At 58.3% G+C, this 23321-nt stretch carries 21 protein-coding genes; 3 read left to right on the top strand and 18 right to left on the bottom strand.

What is annotated here, in order from left to right; genetic code table 11:
• Window positions 1–190: 190 nt before the first annotated feature.
• Genes ACZ46D_RS02465 through ACZ46D_RS02475 form a run of 3 tightly spaced genes read right to left on the bottom strand, consistent with a single transcriptional unit; the run spans window position 191 to window position 5187 of the window.
• Entirely contained in the window at window positions 191–3280 is a 3090-nt protein-coding gene (locus tag ACZ46D_RS02465; RefSeq protein WP_464928459.1) for a ChaN family lipoprotein, read from the bottom strand.
• Entirely contained in the window at window positions 3216–4550 is a 1335-nt protein-coding gene (gene trmFO, locus ACZ46D_RS02470; protein ID WP_464928460.1) for a methylenetetrahydrofolate--tRNA-(uracil(54)-C(5))-methyltransferase (FADH(2)-oxidizing) TrmFO, read from the bottom strand. The genes ACZ46D_RS02465 and trmFO overlap by 65 nt, the downstream gene beginning before the upstream one ends.
• Window positions 4540–5187, bottom strand: coding sequence for an adenylate kinase (locus ACZ46D_RS02475; protein ID WP_464928461.1), 648 nt, complete (start codon window positions 5185–5187; stop codon window positions 4540–4542). Before ACZ46D_RS02475 ends, trmFO begins: the two co-directional genes overlap by 11 nt.
• 342 nt (window positions 5188–5529) lie before the next feature.
• Between ACZ46D_RS02475 and ACZ46D_RS02480 the strand changes: the two genes are divergently transcribed.
• Together ACZ46D_RS02480 and ACZ46D_RS02485 are read left to right on the top strand one after the other, a co-directional pair.
• A complete protein-coding gene (locus ACZ46D_RS02480; RefSeq protein WP_464928462.1) occupies window positions 5530–5982 on the top strand; it encodes an Hsp20/alpha crystallin family protein in 453 nt (150 codons plus the stop codon).
• Between the two features lie 145 nt (window positions 5983–6127).
• Window positions 6128–6529 (top strand): Hsp20/alpha crystallin family protein, encoded by a 402-nt coding sequence (locus tag ACZ46D_RS02485; protein ID WP_464928463.1) that lies wholly within the window; start codon window positions 6128–6130, stop codon window positions 6527–6529.
• A gap of 164 nt (window positions 6530–6693) precedes the next feature.
• On the opposite strand, the gene ACZ46D_RS02490 is transcribed toward ACZ46D_RS02485, so the two are convergent.
• The 14 genes from ACZ46D_RS02490 to ACZ46D_RS02555 all read right to left on the bottom strand — a co-directional run bounded on the left by ACZ46D_RS02490 (window position 6694) and on the right by ACZ46D_RS02555 (window position 20829).
• Window positions 6694–8148 carry a methyl-accepting chemotaxis protein gene (locus ACZ46D_RS02490; protein ID WP_464928464.1) on the bottom strand — a complete coding sequence of 485 codons (1455 nt, stop codon included), beginning with the start codon at window positions 8146–8148 and terminating at the stop codon, window positions 6694–6696.
• Window positions 8149–8229: 81 nt separating this feature from the next.
• Window positions 8230–8781, bottom strand: a complete 552-nt coding sequence (locus ACZ46D_RS02495; protein WP_464928465.1) for a hypothetical protein — start codon at window positions 8779–8781, stop codon at window positions 8230–8232.
• A 231-nt stretch (window positions 8782–9012) separates the two neighbouring features.
• Complete coding sequence (locus ACZ46D_RS02500) at window positions 9013–9210, bottom strand: ferredoxin (RefSeq protein ID WP_464928466.1); 198 nt, start codon at window positions 9208–9210, stop codon at window positions 9013–9015.
• Window positions 9211–9288: 78 nt separating this feature from the next.
• On the bottom strand, window positions 9289–9696 hold the full coding sequence (locus ACZ46D_RS02505; protein WP_464928467.1) for a bacteriohemerythrin: 408 nt from the start codon (window positions 9694–9696) through the stop codon (window positions 9289–9291).
• A 23-nt stretch (window positions 9697–9719) separates the two neighbouring features.
• Window positions 9720–11435: a methyl-accepting chemotaxis protein gene (locus ACZ46D_RS02510; RefSeq protein ID WP_464928468.1), complete on the bottom strand. Its 1716-nt coding sequence runs from the start codon at window positions 11433–11435 to the stop codon at window positions 9720–9722.
• 324 nt (window positions 11436–11759) lie between these two features.
• Window positions 11760–13361 (bottom strand): methyl-accepting chemotaxis protein, encoded by a 1602-nt coding sequence (locus ACZ46D_RS02515; RefSeq protein ID WP_464928469.1) that lies wholly within the window; start codon window positions 13359–13361, stop codon window positions 11760–11762.
• Window positions 13362–13497: 136 nt separating this feature from the next.
• Window positions 13498–15180: a prephenate dehydratase domain-containing protein gene (locus ACZ46D_RS02520; RefSeq protein ID WP_464928470.1), complete on the bottom strand. Its 1683-nt coding sequence runs from the start codon at window positions 15178–15180 to the stop codon at window positions 13498–13500.
• Between the two features lie 300 nt (window positions 15181–15480).
• Window positions 15481–15873: a response regulator gene (locus ACZ46D_RS02525; RefSeq protein WP_464928471.1), complete on the bottom strand. Its 393-nt coding sequence runs from the start codon at window positions 15871–15873 to the stop codon at window positions 15481–15483.
• 26 nt (window positions 15874–15899) lie between these two features.
• Window positions 15900–16451, bottom strand: a complete 552-nt coding sequence (locus tag ACZ46D_RS02530) for a chemotaxis protein CheD (RefSeq protein WP_464928472.1) — start codon at window positions 16449–16451, stop codon at window positions 15900–15902.
• A 215-nt stretch (window positions 16452–16666) separates the two neighbouring features.
• Window positions 16667–17005 (bottom strand): chemotaxis protein CheW, encoded by a 339-nt coding sequence (locus ACZ46D_RS02535; RefSeq protein ID WP_464928473.1) that lies wholly within the window; start codon window positions 17003–17005, stop codon window positions 16667–16669.
• A gap of 263 nt (window positions 17006–17268) precedes the next feature.
• A complete protein-coding gene (locus ACZ46D_RS02540) occupies window positions 17269–18588 on the bottom strand; it encodes a hybrid sensor histidine kinase/response regulator (protein WP_464928474.1) in 1320 nt (439 codons plus the stop codon).
• Between the two features lie 9 nt (window positions 18589–18597).
• A complete protein-coding gene (locus tag ACZ46D_RS02545) occupies window positions 18598–20025 on the bottom strand; it encodes a sigma-54-dependent transcriptional regulator (protein WP_464928475.1) in 1428 nt (475 codons plus the stop codon).
• A gap of 16 nt (window positions 20026–20041) precedes the next feature.
• Window positions 20042–20509: an SH3 domain-containing protein gene (locus ACZ46D_RS02550; protein WP_464928476.1), complete on the bottom strand. Its 468-nt coding sequence runs from the start codon at window positions 20507–20509 to the stop codon at window positions 20042–20044.
• Between the two features lie 116 nt (window positions 20510–20625).
• Window positions 20626–20829, bottom strand: a complete 204-nt coding sequence (locus ACZ46D_RS02555) for a hypothetical protein (RefSeq protein WP_464928477.1) — start codon at window positions 20827–20829, stop codon at window positions 20626–20628.
• Between ACZ46D_RS02555 and ACZ46D_RS02560 the strand changes: the two genes are divergently transcribed.
• On the top strand, window positions 20828–22603 hold the full coding sequence (locus ACZ46D_RS02560) for an HD domain-containing phosphohydrolase (protein ID WP_464928478.1): 1776 nt from the start codon (window positions 20828–20830) through the stop codon (window positions 22601–22603). The two genes, ACZ46D_RS02555 and ACZ46D_RS02560, sit on opposite strands and share 2 nt — an antisense overlap.
• On the opposite strand, the gene ACZ46D_RS02565 is transcribed toward ACZ46D_RS02560, so the two are convergent.
• Complete coding sequence (locus ACZ46D_RS02565) at window positions 22579–23316, bottom strand: TlyA family RNA methyltransferase (protein ID WP_464928479.1); 738 nt, start codon at window positions 23314–23316, stop codon at window positions 22579–22581. The two genes, ACZ46D_RS02560 and ACZ46D_RS02565, sit on opposite strands and share 25 nt — an antisense overlap.
• Window positions 23317–23321 lie beyond the last annotated feature (5 nt).

The following is a 23321-nucleotide window of genomic DNA, read 5'->3' on the forward strand; positions in this document are numbered from 1 at the left end:
CCAAAAGAAAAGATGGGTGAGGCTCTTGTCTCTTTCAAATTGAATCCCCCTCCCTTGACGGGAGGGGGTCTGGGGGTGGGTGAAACAGTGAAGCGCCACCTGCCAATTTTATAGCTGCTTCCCCCTCTCCTTAGCCCTCCCCCGCCAGGGGGGAGGGGACTTTTGGTGGGTTGGACTGATCTGAATCCTGCTACAATCCCACCGAAACGGAAAGAATCGACTCCTGCTTGAACAAGCCCCCTGATTTCCGTTTGACCCTTACCGTCACCTGCTTGCCGATTTCCTTGCCAAGCAGGATGATTTTCAGATCGTCGATGGTGGCCACCGGTTCGTCATCCAGAGCGACAATGACATCGTTTTTCATGATTCCGGCCGCCCCTGCCTTGCTCTTTTCCGACAATCCTTGCACCAGCGGGCCATCGGGAGTCTCGGCCAGCATCACCCCGAGAATTGCGGCCGGGGGCAGCTCGACGGGCTTGGAAAAGATCAGGTAATCCGCCTCGGCCTGATCCAGCGCCTCGTTCTCGCTGTTCAGGATGACGGCCTGGCGAATCCCTGGCATCCGGCGGGCGACCCGGGGCGGAATGGCCGTCGCCTTGTCGGTGTGCCCTTGGCCGGCCAGGACCACCATCCTCGTTTCCGGGTGGCTGTTGAGAAAGCTGGTCACGGACTCGGCCATGGTCTCGTCCCAAAGAGCCTGGGCCTGGAAAAAGCCGTTGGCCTGTTCCGGCTTGCCGTGTTGGCCGTGCATGGCAAAGACCTCGGTGATCCGCTCACGATAACCGGGGGTGGTCAGGTCGCGGTCTACTGGAATCTTGGCGACTTCCTCCGCATTCAGGGCGGCAACGCCCTGCTTGAAGACCTTGCTGACAAGCTCCTTTTTCAGGTTGAGGGCCACGATGGGCAGGTGGTGGCGCCGGGCAAAGTTGATGATCTCCCGGTACAACCGGTAATCAAAGCCCCATTTGGAAAAATATCCCGACTGCTTCAAAAATTCCCGCTCGCTCAGTTCACCTGCCACATACCGATCAAGAATGGGCTGCGCCTCCTGGCTGAACATCTCCATGCCGATGGCAAGTTTGGGGTTCTGGGCGAAGAGCGCCCGGATCACCCGCAGTTGCAGGAGATGGTCCTCGTTGCGGGTGTGGCTCTCCCCTACATAGACCACCCGTTTGTCGGTAAGCTGCTCCATGATCGCGGCAAAGGAGAGGGCCTGGGGCAGGGCGAGGCCCATGGGCGGGGTGTCGATGACCACCCGCAGCCCCTGTTCGGTCTCGGCGATGGTTTTCCGGTCCACCCGGCCCAGGTTGAAGTGGAGACCGCTGTATTTGCCGTAATGGGCGAGCTTGGGGGCGGCTGCCGCTGTTTCCGCCGCACTGGCCGAGGCGATCAGCACCGCGACCTGGCCGGGTGCCAAGGGGTTTTCCTTTGCCTCCAGGGTAAAGCCCGGCGCGGGCTGGGGCTGGCCGGCAAAGATGGAGCGGGCCAACCGGCTGTCGGTGCCGAGGAAAATTACGGACTTGTCGGCTAGATCCTTGTCCGTGGCCTCGTCGGCAGCCTTGACCGGGCACGCCATGGTGGCCAGGAGTTCGATGAGCGGGGCATAGATCTGTCGGTCTTTGCCCTCCGGGATGATGGCCAGCCTTTCGCGGGCGCCGAGGAAGCGCGACCAGGTGGGCGGCAGTTCTTCCGGGCCCAAGGCCCGCATCAGGTCGTAGTCCGGATCACCAATCAACAGCGAGGGATAATCCGCCAGGGGGATGTTCAGTTTGGTTTCGCTTTCGGTCAGGGTCACTTCCCGCCGCTCCTTGCCCTTGGCGGTGATGATATCCAGGGGCAGTCGCAGCCGGTAGGGTTTTTCCTGGAGCTGTTTGATGGTGAGGGTAAGTTCCAGCTGGCCCTCTTTTTCCGTCAGGGCGCCGGCGGTGATTTTCAACCGGGGAAGATCGGCGCGACTGAGCCATTGGCTGAAAAACGGTTCGAGGTTCTGGTGGGAGCTTTGGGAGAAACTCGCGGCCAGATCCTGCCAGGTTGCCTGTTGATTCCGGAAACGGGCGTAAAAATCCCGAAGTGCGGCGTAAAAGGGGGCATCGCCGATCTCCCGAAACAGCATGTGGAAGAGCATGCTTGCCTTCTCGTAGCCCACGGCCCGCGCCACTTTGTTGTCCGAGTTCAGGTGGCTGCCACCCCCGCTGAAATCCTTGAGGGTCAGGGTGTTGTCGGCGCCCACATAGCTTTGGTAGGTGATGAGCTGCTGTTTTCGGAACGCGGCAGCACCCCCTTTGTCCGCGGCAAAGGCCTGGTCTGCCAGGTAGGTGGTCAGCCCTTCGCACCAGTTGCCCTGGCTGGCATCCACGTCAACACTGTTGCCGAACCAGCTGTGCAGCACCTCATGGCCCAGGGAGGTCTCGGTGATGAAGGGCAGCCGGACCACGGCTTGGCCAAGCAGGGTAAAGGTGGGCATGGCGTAGCCGGTGGGCAGCCGGTTTTCCACGATGCTGAAACGCTTGTAGGGGTAGGGGCCGATCAGTTCTTGGTAGCGCTTGAGGTAGCCGAGCGTTTTTTTCCGGTATTCCGCGGCCAGGTCCTTATCTTCCGCAAAGAAGTAGGAGTAGAGGGTTTGGCCCGGGCCGATGGGGGCCTGCTCCACCACATAGGGTCCGGCCACGAAGTTGAGGCTTTCCAGGGGATGGTCGAAACGGAAGCGGACCGTGCGGGTGTTGCCGGCCACCGTGTCGCGGATCTCCTCGGCCTCGGAGATGGCGGTAAATTGCTTGGGGATGGCGGCGGTCAGTGCATACTGGCAACCGGTGTCCAGCAGCGGGTGCCAAAGGCCGGTGAGGGCGATGCCGCTGGGGTCGATGAGCCCGTTGAGTTCGTTGAGTCCGTCGGCCTGATCGGCGGTGTATGTTTTGTGAAAGCTGATGGCCACCTGCTGTTCTTTCGGGGCCGGGGAGATGATCACCTGCTCCGCGGGCTGGAGCGGGATGCCGTTTACCTGCAGGGTGGTGATTTGCAAATCTGTCAGGGAGATGGTGACCGCGGTCTGGGCGGGGATGGTGATGCGGGATGTGCCGGTGAGCCTATGGCCTTGCAGGTCAAAGGCAATGTCGAGCTGTTGCTGGGGAAGAGGCGGGGATGCGGCGGAGGACGGGGCCACGGAGAGAATCAGTAGGCCAAAGAGCAGGAGAAAGCAAAGCAGGCGTCGGTCATGGTTAGGCCGGGGCCAGCTTTTCCGCGTCGCAGAGTTGTTTGAGGGAAGCCAGGGCTGTTTCCGCACGGTGTTGTCCTCGCAGTTTTTTAGGAAGCTTCGTCTCCCAGGCCGGGAACAGGCCGAAGTTGATGTTCGAGGGCTGGAAATGCTTGGGGTCGGTCAGGGTAAGATGGCCGATCAAAGCACCCAGGGCGGTGTCGTTGGGCAGCTCAAGAGCCGGTTGCTCATGAGCCAGCCGCACCGCATTGATCCCGGCCAGCAAGCCCATGGCCGTGGACTCCACATAACCCTCCACTCCGGTGAGCTGCCCGGCCAGCAAAAGATCGGGCCGGTTTTTCACCTGCAGGCTGGGCAACAGGACCTTGGGTCCGCAAACAAAGGTGTTGCGGTGGATGCTGCCGAGCCGGGCGAACTCCGCCTGGGCCATGCCCGGGATGAGGCGGAACACCGTCTGTTGCGCCCCATAGGTCAACTTGGTCTGGAAGCCCACCATATTGTAGAGCAACCCGTCCTTTTTTTCCATGCGGAGCTGGACCACGGCGTACGGGTCGCGGCCGGTTCTCGGGTCGGGCAGACCCACCGGTTTCATGGGGCCGAAGCGGAGGGTGTTCTCGCCGCGCTCCATCATGACCTCGATGGGAAGACACCCTTCGAAGTATTTTTGTTCCTCGAATTCCTTTAGCGGCACCTTGTCGGCGCTGCGCATGGCCTCGATAAAGGCCGCGTATTCGTCGCGGTTCATGGGGCAGTTCAGATAATCGCCCGGTCCGTCGTCATAGCGGGAGGCCCGGTAGACGATGGACATGTCCAGGGAGTCGGCGGCAACGATGGGGGCGATGGCGTCGTAAAAGGCCAGGTGCTCTTCCCCTGTGAGTTGGGCCAGAGCTGCGGCAAGGGGGGCAGAGGTGAGCGGGCCGGAGGCCAGGATGATCGGCCATTGCCCAGGAGGGGGGAGTTCGGTGACTTCCTCCCGGACCACGGTGATGGCAGGATGATTCTCGATTTTTTCGGTGATGCATTGGGCAAAGAGGTCGCGATCCACGGCCAAGGCCCGGCCGGCCGGAACCTGGGTCTGGTCCGCCGCCGCCATGATCAGGGAGCCGAACTGCCGCATCTCTTCCTTGAGCAAACCCACGGCGGAAGAGACATCGGCGGAGCGCAGAGAATTGCTGCAAACCAGCTCCGCCAACTGCGGGGACTCGTGCGCCGGGCTGAACCGCACCGGCTTCATCTCGTGGATGGTCACCTGGCAGCCTCGTTGGGCGGCCTGCCAGGCGGCCTCGCATCCCGCGAGGCCGCCGCCGATGATGGTAATCTCCGGGGTTTTAGAGGCCAAGTTGTTTCTTGATGGCATCAACCACCACATCGCTGGAGGTGCCGACGATGGATTTGAGCAACCCTGACTTCTCGTAGAAACCGGCCAGAGGTGCGGTTTTCTCGTTGTAGGTGTCCAGACGATGGGCAATGGCCTCCTGGGTTTCGTCCTCGCGCTGGATCGCCGGGCTGCCGCACTTGTCGCAGATCCCTTCCACCTTGGTCGGGTTGCTCTTGGTGTTGTAGATTGCCTGGCAGGAGGGGTTGGTGCAGGTTCTTCTCGTGCAGAGCCGGTCGAAGATCACGTCGCGGGGCACGTCGATGGAGGCAACCATGTCCAATTTGATGTTGAGTTTCTGCAAGAGCGCAGTCAAGGCTTCGGCCTGGGGAATGGTGCGGGGGAAGCCGTCCAGCAAAAAGCCCTTGGCGCAATCGGGCTCCTGGAGGCGGTTTTCCATGATTCCCATGATCAGCGAGTCGGGAACCAGGTCGCCGCGGTTCATGTAGCCTTCCGCTTCCTTGCCCAGGGGAGTGCCGGCCTGGACCGCGCCGCGGAGAATGTCGCCGGTGGAAATCTGTACCGAACCGTCGATGGCGGTGAGCAGCTTTGCCACCGTGCCTTTGCCTGCTCCTGGTGCGCCTAAAAGAATAAGTTTCATGGTGTTTCTCCTGTTTTCTTGTGAATGTATGCCCGCAACAGACGGCATGGGGCCGCAATGGGGTGGGGATCCGAAACGCCAGCCGTTTTAACGGCGCTGGCTCCGGCATGAATCCGGGTCGCAACTATACCCGATTTTTGTTCTGGATGGTAGCGTTATCATCGCTGTTTCGCAAAGATGATTTGCAGCATGGTATGATAGTTTGTCGTGATTTTGGCACAGCACTCCAGCGAAAGATTTTGTCCGGGCTTGACAAGCGAACAAAGATTCTTATTTTTTTGTATATTTAAAATAAACTTCGTTAAATCAGTCTGTTACTAATCATTTTCAAAGGAGGTGCGTATGGCGATAGTACGATTTGCCGATCAGAAATTGTTCAGAAATCCCTGGGCCGATTTTGAAAGAATGCGCAGGGAGCTGGACGCGCTTTTTCAGGGCACGGGTTCGGAGGCCGTCGGACGAGGCACGGTCTTCCCGGCCTTGAACATCTCGGAGGACAGCGCCAATATTTATGTCCGGGCCGAGATTCCAGGGGTGGCGGCCAACGAGGTGGAGATCTCCATCGAGGGCGACACCCTGACCATCCAAGGCGAGCGGAAAACCTGTGCCGCCGACGAAAAACATTCCTACCATCGCCGGGAGCTGGAGTGCGGCAGGTTCAGCCGGGCCATTACCCTGCCGACCAAGGTTCAGGTGGACAAGATCGAGGCCAAGGCGGCGAACGGCATTGTCACCATTACCCTGCCCAAGGCGGAAGTGGTAACGCCCCGGCAGATCAAAGTGAATGTCGGCTGAGATTGCCTCGATGGGGCTTCGTATTTTTTTAGGAGCCGTTACGAAATAACTTTGTTTTTCTGGCCAGTTCGTTACGGCCCCTTATGCCGTTTTCCCCTTCCAGTGGATGATTTATTTTGTCACAAAGGCTTAAAGGAGCAAGCGTATGACGGAAAAAGAAATGCAGGTCCAGCAGAAACAGGAAGTGCAACAGTCGGGTGAACCAACAAAACCGGAAAAACAGTATGTGCCTGCGGTGGATATCTTTGAAACCGCAGAAGCGGTCAATGTGCTGGCGGAGATGCCGGGGGTTGCCAAGGAAGGGGTGGAAATCGAGCTGGAGAATGAAACCCTGACCATTCGCGGCGTCATGGCCCCCTGTGGTTGCGAGGGAGAAACCGTTCTCCTGCAGGAATTTCAGCCCGGCCATTATCTGCGCAAGTTCACGGTGGCCGAAACCATTGATCAGGAAAAAATTCAAGCCACCATGGCCGATGGGGTGCTGACCCTGGTTTTGCCCAAGGTTGCGCCGGCTAAACCCCGCAAAATCGAAGTGCGGGGCATCTGAATTGAGCTAGGGGTGTTTGAGGTTCTTGCACAAAAAAGGGCATCCGGAAACGGATGCCCTTTTTTGTGCAAGAACCTCGGAGGATCGTTTGGTGCAGTTGCCGGTGTAATAGTATTATTGCTAGCGGATCACACAGGAAAAGAATAGCCCCCCAAGATAATGGATCAGGATAACAACGGGGGGGCGTCTCTTTCTGGAATACGCCCCGTTGCATCCCGATGCATTTTTTCGGATGCTCCGCCAAGGAGTGACTCGAGTTCGTCCACAGCTTGTTCCAGCATCTCCACCTGGTTTCCCAGACCTTCCGCTGCAGAGGAGAGATTGTCAGCCGAGGTGGCCGTGGCTTGGGTGGCCTTGTCTATCTCGCCGAGTGCGGTGTCAATTTGGCTGATGCCTTGGGTCTGCTCTCTTGAGGCCGAGACAATTTCGCCAATGAGCACATCCACCTTGTGCACCTTGTCTTTAATCTGAGTGAAAGTTTCGGCTACTTCCCTGCTGATGATCACGCCGTTGTTTGCTTTGGCTAGGGAATCGGCGATCAATTCGGAAGTTTCCTTTGCCGAGGCGGCGCTCCGGTGGGCAAGGTTGCGCACCTCATCCGCCACCACGGCAAAGCCTGCGCCTGCGTCGCCGGCCCGGGCCGCTTCCACTGCGGCGTTTAGGGCCAGCAGATTAGTTTGGAAGGCAATGTTGTCAATGACCTTGACGATTTTCTCCACCTCGTCACTGGACTGCTTGATGGCGTCCATGGCCGCAGTCATCCTGGCTACTTGTTCACTGCCATCTTCGGCTGCCTTGCGGGTTTGGCCGCCCCATTGCAATGCCGCCTCTGCGTTCTCCAGGGCACTTTTTGCCATGCTCTCCATTTCGGTCATGGAGGAGGTGGTTTCTTCAAGGGAGGCTGCCTCCTCGCTGCTGCTCTCGGCCAGCGTAGCGCTGGAGGAGATCATTCCATCAACCTCTGTTTCGATCGTTCGGGTAACCTCGTGCAGCAGCGTGGCTACCCTCTGTAAGCTTTTGGAGATGGAATGGCGTAGCCGTAGACCGAAGAGGACATAGAGCAAAAGAACACCGCCGAGCAGCACCATCACCACACTTGCCGTTCGCACCAGCCTGGTATTGCTTTCTGCGCTCTGTTGCGCAATGCGCTCACGAACTTCTTTCTGGTGGCTTTGGATGGCGTCAAGCAGTTTTTCGAAAACCGGGGCCGACTCCTCAATGAAGAGCTGGAGGGCAGCAGCATTATCTCCCTTGAGCAGGACATTTTTGACCTTGGTGTTCACGTTCAGCAGTTCGCCAAAGATCGCGGCAATCCCCTCGGCGCCTTGCATTCCGCCAACAAGCTCTTGCGCAGCCTTGGAGGATTTTTCATCCTGTGCCAACAATTTTTCAATGGTATCGATATCCCGCTCACGAACCAGTTGCTGTATTCCACCTTGTACCGCAACCGCGGCCTGGATAAGTGCAAACCCTTTTTCCGACTCCTGTGACTGTTCATGCAGGAGATTGCGTCCGTCGGTTACGATGCGGTAGCCCATCAGTACGGAGACCCCGCCGGCCAGCCCCATTAACGCTACAGAAAGGGCCAGTAACAGGGATAGTTTGCGCAGGACACTCATGCGATTCTCCTGATTAATTTGCCATGAAGGAATCAGCGGAGCCCCACGGGGAGGCTCCGCAATTGTGCTCAATCTTGTCGCTTACAGCTTGGACAACCCAAGCCCGATAACGATGGAGCCGATTGGGGTGGCGCCATCCAGCACCGGGATAGCCACCTGAACCTGCTGCTTGCCCGTGGATTCGTCGGTTTCCGGTGCTCCCTGCCAGGTTTTGCCGGTCATGGGTACGTCGTGTTTCGGCTTGCCAGTGTGGTTCCAGCCGGAGGTCTTGGCAAGGAAGGCAACCTTGCCGCCGTCCTTGCCAGAGACAAAGATCTCGGTAACGCTGTCATCCTTCTTGCTGTTCAGGTACTGGCCCAGGGCGTTTTTGGCCAGTGAACGGACAAAGGGGTCCATGATGGTGAGTCCCTTCCATTTGTCATTGGTCATACCCTTGGCCTCGGCGGAGGGAGAGGCGTTGTACTCCTTGACCGCCGCCACCACCTTCGGGTCGGTGCTCAATGCCTGCAAGGTTTTGAGCTTGGCGGTTACCTTGGCCTGTTGGTCGGGGGGTAGGGCATCGGCTGCCATGCTTTGCGTGGCAAGAAAAAGGGAAAAAGCAGCGACAGTGACGATGGTGAAGAGGTGTTTCATGGCAGGCTCCTTTGTTTCGGTTGAGAAAAAGAGGAAAAAGGCTCGCCAGGGGGATAAAGCAACTTGAACAACCCGTCTGGCGGGACACCATAACAACAGGAAGCAGATGCGGTTGGTAAGCTTCGCTTCCGTTTTTTTAGGCTAGAGGAAATGGTCGGCAAAAGTCAAACATAAAAAGAATGGAATGATTGGTATGATTCAATCATGGAGCAAGGTTATCGGCAGAGCACATCACATCGGTTCTATCTCGATGCATTTTTCCGGGCACATGGCCGCGGCCTGGTCCAGAGACTCACTGTACGCCACGGTATCCGTGATGGATTCTGCTTTTTCCAGGGCCGGATTCATCCGAAAGATCTCGGGGCAGATGACCACGCAGGTTTCACAACTGTTGCAGCGGTAAGTGTCGATGTTTACCCGGCAGTTCATGGAGAGCCTGTGATTGTATGGTAGGGAAGGGGCCGGGGGAGCGGATCTGGTCGCTCCTCCGGCCCTGGCGGGAATTGCTTACTTGACGCCCTTGCTTTTCAGATAAGGGGCGTATTTCTGGTCGGTTTCCATGATGTGTTTGTCCAGCCAGTTCTTGAGGAAGTTCATCACCTCGATACTGACCGTGCTTTTACCGCTTTGTACTTCGCCGATGAGCGCCGTGACCTTGGCGGTCATCTTGTGGTGTTTGTCTTTATGGTCCGCAGTTTCCGGGTAGGCATGGGTATCAAACAGCTTTTCCTCGACGGCGAAATGGCTCACGCAGTAGTTGGCCAGCTTGTTCAATACCGTCATCAGGACTTCCTTGCCCTTGCCTGCCAGCATGGCGTCGTTGAGTTCGTTGATCATGGTGATGAGTTGCTTGTGTTGGTCGTCGATTTGTTTGATGCCAACGGAATACTTGTCCTGCCAAGTCAATAATGCCATGGTGTTCCTCCTGTGTGTGGTTGCTAAAAGTTTTCAAACTCATCGTCGTCAAAGGGGATAACATCCTGCGCTTTGGCTGCCGGGGGTGCCAGTTTTTTCACCGGTCTTGCCGGGGTCGTCACGGCCGCGCGTTTCTGGACTTGCGGCGCCGCTTTTCTCCGGAGGCCGGAGTGCGGCGGTGGAGCGCTGGTCTGCTTGGCTCCCACCACCTCGGCCAGGGAGTGGACCAGTTCGCTTAGTTCCTTGGCCTGGCCGGACATCTCTTCACTTGCCGAGGCAGCCTCTTCGGAGATGGCGGCGTTGCCCTGGGTCACCTTGTCCACGTCGGAGACGGCGAGATTGATCTGGGTAACGCCCTGGGCCTGCTCATCGCTGGCCACGGAGATTTCTCTGGCCAATTGGCTGACCTTCTTGACCCCGTCCACGATCTTGACCAAAATCCCCTGCACTTCCGCCGCGGATTTTACGCCGTTGTCCGCGTTTTTTTGCGATTCTTCAATGAGTTGCGCCGTGTTCTTTGCGGCTTCCGCGCTGCGCAGGGCCAGATTTCGCACCTCGTCGGCCACCACCGCGAATCCGGCTCCGGCCTCACCGGCCCGCGCCGCTTCTACCGCAGCGTTCAAGGCCAGCAGGTTGGTTTGGAAGGCGATTTCGTCAATGGTTTTCATGATTACGGCCGTCTGGTCCGAGGATTTTTTGATGTTGGCAATGTCATTGATCATCCGTTCCATGCTCTGCTGGGCGACCTCGGCCGAGCTTCTGGCATTTTCCGCCATCAGGCTGGTCTGGTTCACGTTTTCGGCGTTCTGCTTGGTCATGGAGGACATCTCTTCCAGTGAAGCGGAGGTCTCTTCTAAGCTCGCGGCCTGTCGGGTGGCGCCGTCGGCCAGTTCGTGGCTGGCGGAAGAAACCTGGTTGGCAGCGTCAAGGAGATTGTCCGAACTCCGGGTCAGATCGAGGATGATCCGGGTGACCGGCTTGATCACCGAATTGGAGACGATGCGGATCACCAGGGTGGCGAAGAGCACCGCCATGACGGCCAGGCCAGCCACCACCAGAAGGGTGGCCTTGGTGATGGAGGCGCTTAACTGTTTGTCCGCCTGTTCCAGGGACTGAATCACCTCGAAGGCGCCATGCACCTCACCGGTCTTCCAGTTTTCCATGGGGCCGCCGGTTGGATCGGTCCCGTTACCGTTGCCCCAGAGTGCCTGGGAGGTTTTCGGATCGCCGTGGCAGAGCAGGCAGGTTTCCGTGAGGCGTACTGCTCGGAAATAACGGACCGCGTTGATGGCGGGGTCGATCTCGTAATATTCGTCAAGATGCTGGTCGTCCATCAGCTTGATGGCCTTGGTCTCCAGCGCGTCCGGTTCGTTTTTTGGATTTCTGGGTGCGTGTTTCGGCACCTTGAAGGTATAACCGCCTTCCTTCGCCTTGCGCATTGCCGCATTCCAGGCGGAAACCACCGGAACCATGGCCAGGGCCTTGTCTTTTTCGCCAGCCGCCGCCAGCTCCCGGAGGCGCTCGGCGGTGAACAGCCCCATCTGCCATTTCCTTTCCATTTCGTCGCGGGTGGATTCGGCGGTCAGACAGATGGCTCTCGCCTTATCCGCGTAAGCGGCAAGGGTTTTTTCCCTTGATTCGCCGGAGTAGAGACGGAACAGTCCCACGATAAGCAGGGTGGGCAGCAACACGCCCACCAGAACAATTTTGCCCCGCAACGACCACTGCTTGAGATCCATTCCCTTTCTCCTTGTAAATCCTGGCTTCTTCTTTTGTGTGAATCATGCGGTGAGAAGGCTTGTCAGCTGGCATTTTCTGCTATCAGCATATGATTATTTGAGAAGACTTATCAAGAGAAAAAGGATGGGTGATAAAAAAACAGAGGCCATTTCCGGAGGGGCGGAAATGGCCTCTGAGTGCCGCTTGTGGCGGCGAGGAAGAGAGGGGAAGAAGCAAACAAGGTGAAAAAGAAACCAAGGGGAGGAGATTTCCAGGTTTTCACGTTGCCTATGCTATAAAGACTTCCCCTTTGCTGTAAAAGTTCCCAATTATTTACGAAAGAATCAAAAATCCTCGAAGTCATCGCCCATGGGGATGATATCTTCGGGCTTTGTTCCCTTTGCCGGTGGCTTCTTCGCCGCAGGGGGGAGGGCTTTTCTGGCCGGGGGGGCGAGTTTCTTGGTGCTGGACTGCGCCGGAGTGGGGGGCCGTCTCAACCTTCTGGTATCTTGCTGTGCTTGTACCGCGCCTTCCGCGCCGCCCACCATTTCCAGCAGATTCCCCACCGAGGCCTTCATCATTTCCGCCTGGGCATTCAGCTCTTCGGAGGCAGAGGCGGATTCTTCCGCCGCCGCCGCGTTGCTCTGGGTCACGGTGTCGATCTCGTGGATGGCCTTGGTGACCTGGGTGACGGCGTTGGCCTGCTGGCTTGCCGATCCGGCTATCTCGCTGATGATGGTGCCGATGCGGGTGGTGGATTCGGCGGCGGTATTGAATGATTCGCTGGTTTCCTTGACCAGGGCGCTGCCGGTGTTGACCTTCTGCACCGTGCCTTCGATGAGGTTGGAGGTGTTCTTTGCCGCCTCCGCCGCCCGCATGGCCAGGTTACGAACCTCGTCGGCAACCACCGCGAATCCGGCCCCTGCCTCACCGGCTCTGGCTGCCTCTACCGCCGCGTTTAGGGCCAGCAGATTGGTTTGAAAGGCGATCTCGTCAATGGTTTTTACGATCTTCTGGGTTTCGGCGCTGGCCGCCGAGATTTCTTGCATGGAGGTGGTGAGCTTTTTCATGGATTCGTCGGCGCTCATGATCACCGTGTTGGCTTCCTTCATCAGGTCATCGGCCTGCCGGGCATGGTCGGCATCCTGCTTGACCATGGCCCCGACCTCTTCCAGGGAGGCGGAGGTTTCTTCCACCGCCGCAGCCTGTTGGGAAGCGCCTTCCGCCAGGGTCTGGCTGGAGGAGGAGACCTCGCCCGCCGCAGCGGCCACCTGCTCCGCTCCCTCATTTAAGGAGTGGCTGACCTGCTTGAGGGTGGTGGAAATCCCCCGGCCAAGGAAAAAGGCTATCGCCGCGCCGCTGGCTAGGGCGATGGCGCCCAGAGCCAGGGCCAGCAAGCCCAGGTATTTGGCCCGCGCCTTGGTGGCAACGGCGACTTGGTTCGCCTCGTCCTGCACATCTTTGTAGAGGGTTTCCAGCGGATCTTCCGGTGCCTTGGCTGCAGCACGGAGCTTTGGCTCAATGCTCATCCGCTCATATTCCGGAGCCGCGACGATGGCCTCGAATTGTTTCTGGTAGGCTGCCACCAGGTCGCTGATTTTCTGAGTCTCCTCGACCACCTTGGTCTTACCACCCTTTTTAGCCAGGGCCGCGATGGTGTCCAATTCGTCCTCAAGGTCAGCCATGCTGCCATTCTGTTCCTTGACCTTGCCTGCGTTGCCGGTGAGCAGAAAGTCCTTTTCAAAGCGGCGGCACTTGTTGAGAGCGGTCAGGGCGGCGTTGGCCCGCACGGCAATGGCCATCTCAACCTCAAGGAGGCCGGTGAATGCGGAGGTAGCTGAGGAGAGGGTGAACTGGTAAACGCCCACGATCAAAGCGGTCAAGAGCAGCACCACTCCGAATCCACCGCCGATTTTCTTGCCTATTGTTGCCTGTTTTCTGGCCATCTTTCTCCTCCGCGCAGCGGGTTAATCATTGGAAAATTTGTGTGAATTACTTCAATAAGTTACACCATATAGAAAAAAATGATCGTGCGTCAAGGCTTGTTTGCGTAGGCCTGTCGATTTTTTTTCTGTACCGGCATCAGTCTCGGCTGAGTACGCGTCCCAAGGTGGCATCCACGGCCAGGGCCTGTTGCATTCTATCCTTGAGGAACGGTTCGCTGAGATAGCGCCGGTTGTCCTCGATCAGGGTGCAGAGCGCTTCGATATCGCCGGACTCGGCAAGTTTGGTGATCCGGTCGAGGTTCTCGGCAAAGCTGTGAACAATGCGGCGCCCCTGGCCGCTGGTGGCCATGATCTCCGCGTAGGTGCGGGGGTTTTGCCCATGCACCCTGGCCATGGAGAGGATGGAGTAGAGCGAGGTCAGGGTGGCGTGGCTGCCGATGGCCTCCGGAGGGATAGCATTGTCCTTGAGGGCCATGGCCAGGGCCACCGAGATGGAGGTGGGCAGCTTCTGGCTGACCCCCATCATCAGGTCGTGCTGGCCCGGCGCATCGAGGGAGATCTTGGCCCCGTGCTTGTAAAGAAAGGCCTCGAACTCGCTGCTCAAAACCCCGCTCCGCGCAGTGCGGACCACCGAGGCGTTTTTGTCCTTCATCGTTGCGGCCTGCGGCCCCCAGAGGTTATGGACCAGCAGCACCTCCACCCCCTCCTTGGTGTGGCTCAGGGCGGTGTGCAGCACGTTTTCCGCTTCGCCTGCCAGCAGGACCAGGGCTTGGTTATTCGCCAGCAATGGGCCGTATTCCGCCACCGCTGTCGGGGTGGCGCTGATGGGCACGCAGATCACCACCACGTCCACCTGGGGAATCATCTCTTCGGGCCTCAGGACGCTGCTGCGGCCGGTGATCAAGGTTTCGTAGCCTTCGCTTTTCAAGCGTTCGGCGAACCAGAGACTCATCTCGCCGCTGCCGATAAAACCAAAGGTCTTGATGCGTTTGACCCGCATGTCCACCCTGGGGAAGCTGCCCAGCACCCTTACCGAGCCGGGCTCCTGGATGATCTGGTGCTCAATGCGGTCGATGGCCACCCGGACCCGCTCGTCGGCAAGATGCCCTTCGAACTCGATGAAGAATTGCAGCTTCTGGCTCTGGGGGTCGGTTTCCGTCTGCATGTCGATCAGGTTGATGCTGCGCTTGGTGAACTCGTTTAACAGGTCCACCAGGATGCCAACCCGGTCCTTGATCGGGGTGGTGATCAGGATGGTTGCGTCGTACCCGGTGCGGGGGGCCGAGGACTGGCCCAGTACCGCGTACCGAGTCCGATTGTGGGGGACGATCTCCCGGGCACGGATGGTCAGGCCGTAGGCGCGCAAGGCCTCCTCCGACTCGATGACCCCATGGGTGACAAGCCCTTGTTCCTTGATGTCGCGCACTGCCGCGTCGAGATCATGCACCGAGGTAAGGGTTGCATCGGGATAGACGCTGGTGATGTAGTCTTCGCATTGCCGCAGCACCCCGCTCTTGCCAATGAGCATGGTGATCGGTTCCGTGGCGGAAAGAGTGCCCAGGGAAAGATGGATGGGCAGGACGATGTTGTCCTGCCAGAATCCCTTGTCCATGGTCTTGATCAATCGGCTGTATTCCTTGACCTGACCCTCGCGGGTATTGTAGACCGGCGCCAGGGCCAAATCGGTCTCAAGGGCGGCAAAGGCCTTGAACACCGCGGTCAGGTTCGGGAAAAGCTTGATGGTTGCGTCCGGGTTGTACTGGCGGGCCGCCTGCCAGGCGTGGGAGCCTTCCGGGCCAATGGTGGCTATGGAAACCATGTGAAGACCTGTTGGTTGCGTGGTTGATCTTGGCAACGTCCCCCTCCCTTTACGGGAGGGGGCTGGGGTGTGGGTGAAGATGGTGGCTGCCTTGCATGGGGCATCCCCCCTCACCCCGACCCTCTCCCGCAGGGGGAGAGGGAGTTTTCTGCTCATCTGGCACCTTTCTTCTTTGTAGTGTGTTCGCAAGGGCTGGTCAATAGCTTTTCTCGGGGAGCTGCTGCTGGAAAGCGGAGGTGCCGGGGGCAGGGAAGGGTTGAAACGTTTGAAATGGTGGGCTGACGGCTGGCTGGAAAGCTTTCAGGCTACGGCCTGTACCTGTGGCAGGACGCTGGCGACCCGGTTCAGGACTTCCGCCGCGACGAACGGTTTGTCGATGTAGGAGGCGCAGCCGCGTTTGTGCAGTTGTCGGAGGAGTTCCGGGTCGCCGTAACCGGTGATGACCATGATGGGGATCAGGATGTCTGCCCCCTGGAGTTTGTCGATCAGGCCAAGGCCGTCCAGCTCCGGCATTTTGAAGTCGGTGATGATCAGGCTGATGGGGTGGCTGGCTGGTTGTCGCCGTATTTTTTCATAGGCGTCCAGGCCATTGGCCGCCAGAATCACGCTGAAACCGGCCTGGCGCAGAACAAGATGCAGGGCCAGCCGGGTGTGTTTCTCATCTTCCGCTATCAAGATTTGTGGGTTGCTCATGGGCTATCTCGGCAACGTCTGGAGCGTCAATGCGCGGTCTGTTTCTGCATGGTTTGTATAAAATTTTGTGCGATGCCGGGGACGATACGCCGGACAAAAACTTCGCCGGTGGAGGTATTGAAAAATATCTTGTATCCCCGTGTTCCCCCGGTTTTTTGCACCTCGGGGGCGAGGCCATAACGGGCAAGGGCCTCAAGGGCGGCGGCAATGTTTTGTTGGCCGATGGCAAATGCATCGGCGCCGGCCATGTGGGCCTGGAGAACGCTTGCTCCACCGAACAGTTTTACCGTAAGTTCCGAGGGGGCGAGGCCGAACCGGCTGGTCATGGTTTCGAGCATATGGGTCACGGCCGTGTCCACATACGGGAAATGTTCGGGCATGGGCAGTTTTGTCTGGTGGGGCAGCATGCCGTGGCAGATGGCGCCGACCCGGAATTTTTTGCTGTGCAGACACAGGGAAACGCATGAGCCGAGGATGGTGGAGACCAAGGTCGGCTGTTCGGTGATCAGCAACTTGCCTGGGGTCAGGTTTGTAATAGGAAGGTCGGGGGAGCACAGTAAAAGAGAGGTTTGCAACATGAATGGATCCAGCCGTGGGGGAAGAGGTTGTGGAATGGCGGCAATAGTCGGTGTTGTCCCGTGCTCCAAGGCCTGCTCCCGGTCAATGTGTCCTGCTAAAAGCCAACTTCCTGCCAAGCCTCCGAAGAGACTTGGCAGGAAGTCTTGGACCGGCGAGGGGGGGGGACCGATCCAAACGGCTACTTGTGTCAGACCCGGTGGGGCCTGTAATCTTCTTAGTGGGTGCTTCCGGCAATCAACTCGTAGGCGTCTGCTTCCGAATCCACCAGGGCGCCAAAGATGAGCGGTTGGGTCTGATGGGCGCTTTCTACCGACAGAATGCAGATCTGTTCGGCAAAACCGTTGAGGCCGCGCATGGGGTTCACCCGTAAATCAAGGACCGGAACGGTCCTGCCCCGGAAATTGATGATACACATGACCGTATCGTCTGCAAGGGGGAGGGCGGTTGCCGCCATCATGCCGAGAATTCCGGTGATCCGCAACGAGTCCCGGGTGTATGCTTTCCGATCAGGGATGAGCGTTGCCAGCGTGGCTTTCAGTGCTGATGTTCCCATGATCTCTCCTCCTGGTCGGATGACCTTCGATCCCGTGGTTTTCTCGGGGGTTGCTTTCTTCATATGGAAGAAATGTGCCAGGCGGGAGAAAAAGCATTTAACTAGTTGATATTGTATGAAATATTATTTTTTAACGATGGAGGGCAGGAGGGTGGGGAAATCAAGATATCTTTATGCCTGGGCTGGGAAATGGGGGGGAGGCAGTGGTGTAGCGGAAATGAATGAATGTTGATAGCATCAATAAAAGTTGATTTGGAGGGGGGTTATTTCCCTCCTGGGGTGGTTATGGGAAAGATCGCTCTGGCAATGGTGCCCTTGCCGGGCTGTGAGATGAATTCAAGCCGCCCCCCATGCTCTTCCATGATCCCTGCGGAAATGGAAAGGCCGAGGCCGCTGCCGCCGGCATCGCGTTTGGTGGTGAAAAACGGGTCAAGGATGCGTTTGAGATTTTTTTGGGAAATCCCGCAGCCCTGGTCCGCTATCTCGACAAAAACCGTGGAGGTTTTGGGCTCCTGGCCGGTGGTGACCGTCAGGTGGTCGTCCGGGGAAGCGAGGGACTGGTAAGCGTTTTGTAACAGGTTGATGATGACCTGTTCTGCCCGCTGGAAATTGCCCCGCACCGGAGGCAGCCCTTCGCCGTAGTGGACGGTGAGGTGATCGGTCGCTTTTTTGAGCGGGTTGGCAAGCAGGACCAGGGCGGCGCGCAGGGCGGTGTTGAGGTCAACGTCCTGGTCCATGGCGGAGATGCCCTGCCGTGCGTAATCCCGCAGGTTGAAAACGATCTTGCGGATGCGTTCCGAGCCGTCGAGGATGCCGGAAAAAAGCTCGGGGATATGCTCGCGCATCTCGGAAAAAGGGATGCCTGCTACGGGAAAGTCGCCGTGTTCCTGGTAATGCTCCTCCAGTATGGGCAGGAAATCGTCCCAGGCATGGTGGAGGATGGGGGCATTCATGGTGATGAAATTGTTTGGATTGTTTATTTCATGGGCCACTCCGGCGACCAGGATGCCAAGGGAGACCATTTTGTCGGCCTCGATGAGCTGCCGCCGCCGTTGTTCCGCTTCTTTTTCCGCCTTTTTCCTGGCCTTGATATCCGCCTCGAGCTGTTTGTTGATGCGGGCGAGTTCCGCGGTTCGTTTGGCGACCAGTTGCTCCAGATGGTCACGGTGCTGGCTCAGTTCCTCTTGGCTTTTCTTGAGGGCCTTCAGCAGGGTCAGCCGCTCCATGCCCTTGGCGAGAGAGACTTCCAGCTCCATCATGGAGATGGGTTTTTGGATATAGTTGATAGCCCCCATCTTCATGGCCTCCACGGCGATGGCAAGATCCGCCTGTCCGGAAACCACGAGGCATTCAAGGTCGGGTTGGATGGCCACGGCCTGCTGCATGAGGGCAAGGCCATCCATTTCCGGCATCATGATATCGGTGATCAGCAGATGAAAGGGGCTTTCTGCAAGAAGGGCCAGGGCTTCCCGGCCGCTGGCCGCGGGGGTTACCGCATAGCCGAGGCGCTCTATCTGCAGGGTGAGCAGCCTGAGGACCATGGGCTCGTCGTCAACAACAAGTATTCGGCCTTTGCTTGTCATGGTCCGTCGTTACGCCTGGCGCTTGAGCCGCTGATTCAAAGCTTGCGGCGTTATACCCAGGAGGAGGGCCGCAGCCCGTTGGTTGTTGCTGCTCCGCCGGAGGGCTTCGGCGATGAGTTCCTGGTCCGCGTCTTTCAAGGTGGGCAGTCGCTCAAACCCGGCGGCCCAGGATTTTGGGGGAAGAACCTTGGCGGGGGAAGCGGAAGAGCTTTCTTGCGGACCGGCTGCGCCGAGTTCCTTGGGAAAAAAAGCCATGGAGAGCGTGGTGCCCCGGTGATGGCTCATGGCATCAAAGGCCAAAGCCCTTAGCTCCCGGACGTTACCGGGGAAATCATAGCCGATGAGCAGGGGGATGAGCGCGTCCGGGCAGCGGGGTTTCTCTTTTTTGAATTCTGCCGCGGCCTGGGCAAGAAAAAAGTCCAGCAGGGCCGGCAGGTCATCCTTGCGTTCCCGCAGCGGGGGAACCTGGATGCGGTGGGTGCGCAAACGGTAAAACAGATCGGTCCGGAACAACCCTTTCTGGTGTTGCTGTTCCAAGTCGTGATGGGTGGCGACGATGACCCTGGCATCCGAATGCTGTACCTGGTCGGAGCCCAGGGGGTAGTATTCGTGTTCTTCAAGAAAACGGAGGAGCTTGACCTGCGAGGCCTCGCTGAGATCGCCGATTTCGTCAAGAAACAGGGAGCCTCCGGCTGCTTTTTCCACCAGGCCGGAGCGGCTGCGATCCGCACCGGTGAAGGCCCCCTTGGTATGGCCGAAGAGGGTGTCGGCAAAGATCTGGTCGTCAAGGCCGGCCACGTTGACCGTCACGTATTCTCCCGTCCTGCCGCTCAGATCATGGATGGCCCTGGCGATGCTCTCCTTGCCCACTCCGGTTTCCCCGGTAATCAGCACCGGCTGCCGCCCTTCGGCAATGGCCTCGCAATAGCGGAACAGGGCCTTCATCGTGTCGTTGCCCGTGATGATTCCGGAAAACACCTCGGGATGGGCCGGATTTTTTTCAAAGAAGCTGCTGGCGAGTCTGGAGTTTTCCCGCCGGAGCTGTCTGACCTCCAGGGCTCGTCTGATGCTTGGCAGGAGGCGTTCGATTTCCACCGGCTTGAGCACGTAGTCAAAAGCCCCCTGCTGGATGCAGCGGACAGCGGTTTCCACTTCGTTGACCCCGGTGACGATGATGACCGGCAGTTCAGGAAAACGTTGGCTGACGTCCTTGAGGATGTCATGCCCGGAAACATGGGGCATCATCAGATCGAGGAGGATGATTTCCACGGGTTGATTGTCGAGAAGCGCCGCGACCTTCCGGCTGTCCTGGCAGCGGATGGTGTTGTTGATGCCATGGGAGCGGAGGGCGATATCAAAGCTGGCAAGGGTGTGGATTTCGTCGTCAACCAAGAGGACGGGGTGGAGCGGATATGCCGGGGGAGATTTTTTTCCCATGGTGTCTGGGTTGGGCTCAGTTGGGCCAGAGAAGCTTGCCCAATATCCAGCCGGTGGTGCCGTCCGCATGCTTGACCTTGACCCAGTCGCCTTCGGTGGCCAGGGGCTTGAAGACCACACCGTGTTTGACTTCCGCCGCGATTTCGTAGTCTTTTCCCGCGCCAACCCTCAGGTTGGCGGTTGCTGCCTTGACAATGACGGTTTTCTCCTTGGCGAGAAGATCGGTGGTAATCCAGCCCTTGTCCCCGTCAAAGTCCACGACATGTGCCCATTTTCCCTTGCGCTCGTTCACTTGTAACGGGAAACCCTTGAATACCGTCCAGAGGATTTCTTTATTCGTATCGGGGCCGGAGCGGATATTGGCCCCGTTTTTCAGGACGCTGGCGTATTCCTCCGCAGTGGCTGGGGAAGCAAGCAGGAATAGAATGGCTCCGATGAGGGTGAACAATAGGAATGGTCGGGAAAGGGGAGGTGTTTTGGTCATGGCGGATAGGCTCCTGAAAAAAACTTGGGGAAGAGTATGGTCAGCACAGCGGGTGCAACTGCTGAACAGGTCTGAGGATTGCACCGGACCCAAGGTAGCATTTTCACCTCGGCAAGTCAACCGTCTCCAAGGTCTTTTGCCTTCCGGGTAATGGGCAGGCTGCGGCGGTGCGTGTCGCCTGTAATGTGGAATTGCTTGTCATCGTGTTCTGCCGTATAATATGCCTGTCCTGTACAGAATTTCTTTTCCCGTCCCGCCATCGGCTGGGTGAGGAAGAGGTGAATACGAGAACTACCGCCTCGGGCAAGGATAAAGGCCATGGATACTCTTCCGGACAAGGTTCGGATTCGCAAGCAACCGGCAGTGGATCTGCTCATGCAGAAGGTCGTGCAGGGGATTGAAGATTACGCCGGGCAGGCAATGGCCGGGGTTTCGCCGGAGATTGTTGCCGGGCTTGCCGACCGGGTTGTCCAGGAGGTTCTGGCCTTCAGTGAAGGCCAGGGGAATCATCTGTCTCAGCTGGTGAAGATCGGCCTGGGGCTTTCTTCGGAAAAGAACATCGACCGGCTCCTGGAAAGGATCGTCCGGGAGGCCCGGCATTTCACCAACGCCGACGGCGGTACCCTGTACACCATGGAGAGCGAGCGGCAGACCCTGAACTTTGCCATTGTCCAGAACGATTCGCTCGGGGTGTTCATGGGCGGGAGCGGGGAGGCCATCTCCTGGCCTCCCGTGCCGCTGCGCCTTGAGGACAACCGGGAGAATCACCGCAATGTTTCCGCTCACTGCGCCCTTACCGGTGAGCCGGTCAATATTTTCGACGTGTACAACGCCGAAGGCTTTGATTTTCAGGGAACCCGAGATTTTGACGCCTCCACGGGGTATCGCTCCCACTCGATGTTGGTGATTCCCCTGCGGGACCATGAGGATGAGGTTATTGGGGTGTTGCAGCTGCTCAATGCCAAGGATCGGGAGACCGGGGCGGTTGTTCCCTTTCCCGAGCACGAGGTGGGGATGGTCATGAGTCTGGCCTCGCAGGCGGCCATTGCCCTTACCAAGATACGGTTGGTCCGGGACCTTGAAAATCTGCTGGACGCCTTTGTGCGGACAATCGGCGATGCCATTGACGAGAAATCTCCCTATACGGCCGGGCACGTTTTTAAGGTTGCCAACCTTACCGAACAGATCGCCCTGGAGGTGAACAGGGCCAATACCGGCAAATTTGCTCCGATCAGCTTCAGCGCCGACGAGCTCGCCGAAATCAAGATGGCGGCCTGGCTCCATGACGTGGGGAAGATCACTACGCCTGAACATCTTATGGACAAGGCGACCAAGCTTGAGACTATTTTCGACCGGATAGAGTTGGTTCGGCACCGGGTGGAAATCTCCAGATTGAATGGCGAGGTCGCCCGACTGGAGAACGAACCCTGCCCGAGGAAGGGAGGACCGCCCACTCCCCCGCCGCCCGTTGAAAAAGAGGAAGAGTGGCAGGAGATCATCAATTTTCTCGATACGATCAACCTGGGAGGCGAGGGGTTGTCGCCCGGCAGCATCGAGAAAGTGCAGCGGCTCGGTGCACTAACCTATGCCATGAGCGGGATGGAGCTGCCTCTGCTCGCGCCCGATGAGGTTGAAAATCTTTGTGTGCAAAAAGGGACCTTGACTGCGTCGGAACGCAAGGTGATGAACCACCATGTGGAAATGAGCATCAGGATGCTGGAGGGACTGCCTTTTCCGAAAAAACTTCGCAATGTCGCGGTCTACGCCGGCATGCATCATGAAAAGCTGAACGGCACCGGCTATCCCCGAGGTCTTGCGAACGGCGCCATTCCTCTGCCGGCAAGAATACTGGCTCTGGCCGATGTGCTGGAAGCTTTGACCGCTGCGGACCGGCCCTACAAGCCCGGGAAAATGCTTTCCGAAGCCATGTCCATTTTGGAAGGGTTGGTTGACCAAGGGGACCTGGATGGGGAACTCTGCGATCTGGTTGTTGATTCCGGCTTGATCGCCCGCTTTGCCCATGACCTGTCAGGGCGCCAGCGGGATGATTTTTTCTGGCGCGGCAAGCGCTATCGTATCTCGGAAACCAGGTAGATCAAGAACTCCCGGTTGCCCTTGGGGCCGAGGATCGGGGAGGGACTGACGCCAACCGGGAGAAGGCCCAGGTCGCCGGCAAATCCTCGAATTTCCTCAATCACCTTCTCGTGCAGCTCGCTGTCGCGGACAACCCCGCCCGTGCCGATCTGGCCGCGGCCCACCTCGAACTGCGGCTTGATCAGGGCCAGCACCCGGACGGCTCCCGGAAAAAAGATGAGCAGCGGCGGCAGCAGCATTTTGAGGGAAATAAATGAGGCGTCGATCACCGCCAGGTCAAGGGGGTCATTGAGGTCGCCGAGTTTCAGGTTTCTGGCGTTGGTTCTCTCCATGACCACCACCCGCGGATCCTGCCGCAGTTTCCAAGCCAGCTGGCCATAACCGACATCAATCGCATATACCTTGGCGGCTCCGCGTTGCAACAGGCAATCGGTGAAGCCTCCGGTGGAGGCGCCGATATCGGCGCAGACGAGACCGGTGGGGTCGATCTGGAAATGGTCCAACCCGGCCGCCAGTTTGAGGCCGCCCCGGCTCACATAGGGGCAGGTGGTTCCCTTCAGCCGTATCCGGCAGTCCTCGGCAAAAAGCGAGCCGACCTTGTCTGCCGGCTGGTCGTTTACCAGTACCTGGCCAGCGGCAATCAGGGCTTGGGCTTTCTGGAGAGTGGGGGCCAGCCCTTGCAGGAGGAGAAGCTGGTCGAGGCGGATTTTCATGGCTT

It is taken from the genome of Thiovibrio sp. Mzg5, assembly GCF_055379285.1.

Bases quoted from the DNA above. Each gene is read 5' to 3' on its own strand.
- ACZ46D_RS02475 (WP_464928461.1), bottom strand. From the start codon at position 5,187: ATGAAACTTATTCTTTTAGGCGCACCAGGAGCAGGCAAAGGCACGGTG.
- ACZ46D_RS02550 (WP_464928476.1), bottom strand. From the start codon at position 20,509: ATGACCAAAACACCTCCCCTTTCCCGACCATTCCTATTGTTCACCCTC.
- ACZ46D_RS02490 (WP_464928464.1), bottom strand. From the start codon at position 8,148: ATGAGTGTCCTGCGCAAACTATCCCTGTTACTGGCCCTTTCTGTAGCG.
- ACZ46D_RS02555 (WP_464928477.1), bottom strand. From the start codon at position 20,829: ATGGCCTTTATCCTTGCCCGAGGCGGTAGTTCTCGTATTCACCTCTTC.
- ACZ46D_RS02515 (WP_464928469.1), bottom strand. From the start codon at position 13,361: ATGGCCAGAAAACAGGCAACAATAGGCAAGAAAATCGGCGGTGGATTC.
- ACZ46D_RS02480 (WP_464928462.1), top strand. From the start codon at position 5,530: ATGGCGATAGTACGATTTGCCGATCAGAAATTGTTCAGAAATCCCTGG.
- ACZ46D_RS02560 (WP_464928478.1), top strand. From the start codon at position 20,828: ATGGATACTCTTCCGGACAAGGTTCGGATTCGCAAGCAACCGGCAGTG.
- ACZ46D_RS02545 (WP_464928475.1), bottom strand. From the start codon at position 20,025: ATGGGAAAAAAATCTCCCCCGGCATATCCGCTCCACCCCGTCCTCTTG.
- ACZ46D_RS02565 (WP_464928479.1), bottom strand. From the start codon at position 23,316: ATGAAAATCCGCCTCGACCAGCTTCTCCTCCTGCAAGGGCTGGCCCCC.
- ACZ46D_RS02500 (WP_464928466.1), bottom strand. From the start codon at position 9,210: ATGAACTGCCGGGTAAACATCGACACTTACCGCTGCAACAGTTGTGAA.
- ACZ46D_RS02535 (WP_464928473.1), bottom strand. From the start codon at position 17,005: ATGGGAACATCAGCACTGAAAGCCACGCTGGCAACGCTCATCCCTGAT.
- ACZ46D_RS02530 (WP_464928472.1), bottom strand. From the start codon at position 16,451: ATGTTGCAAACCTCTCTTTTACTGTGCTCCCCCGACCTTCCTATTACA.
- ACZ46D_RS02505 (WP_464928467.1), bottom strand. From the start codon at position 9,696: ATGGCATTATTGACTTGGCAGGACAAGTATTCCGTTGGCATCAAACAA.
- ACZ46D_RS02540 (WP_464928474.1), bottom strand. From the start codon at position 18,588: ATGACAAGCAAAGGCCGAATACTTGTTGTTGACGACGAGCCCATGGTC.
- ACZ46D_RS02485 (WP_464928463.1), top strand. From the start codon at position 6,128: ATGACGGAAAAAGAAATGCAGGTCCAGCAGAAACAGGAAGTGCAACAG.
- ACZ46D_RS02520 (WP_464928470.1), bottom strand. From the start codon at position 15,180: ATGGTTTCCATAGCCACCATTGGCCCGGAAGGCTCCCACGCCTGGCAG.
- ACZ46D_RS02510 (WP_464928468.1), bottom strand. From the start codon at position 11,435: ATGGATCTCAAGCAGTGGTCGTTGCGGGGCAAAATTGTTCTGGTGGGC.
- ACZ46D_RS02495 (WP_464928465.1), bottom strand. From the start codon at position 8,781: ATGAAACACCTCTTCACCATCGTCACTGTCGCTGCTTTTTCCCTTTTT.
- ACZ46D_RS02525 (WP_464928471.1), bottom strand. From the start codon at position 15,873: ATGAGCAACCCACAAATCTTGATAGCGGAAGATGAGAAACACACCCGG.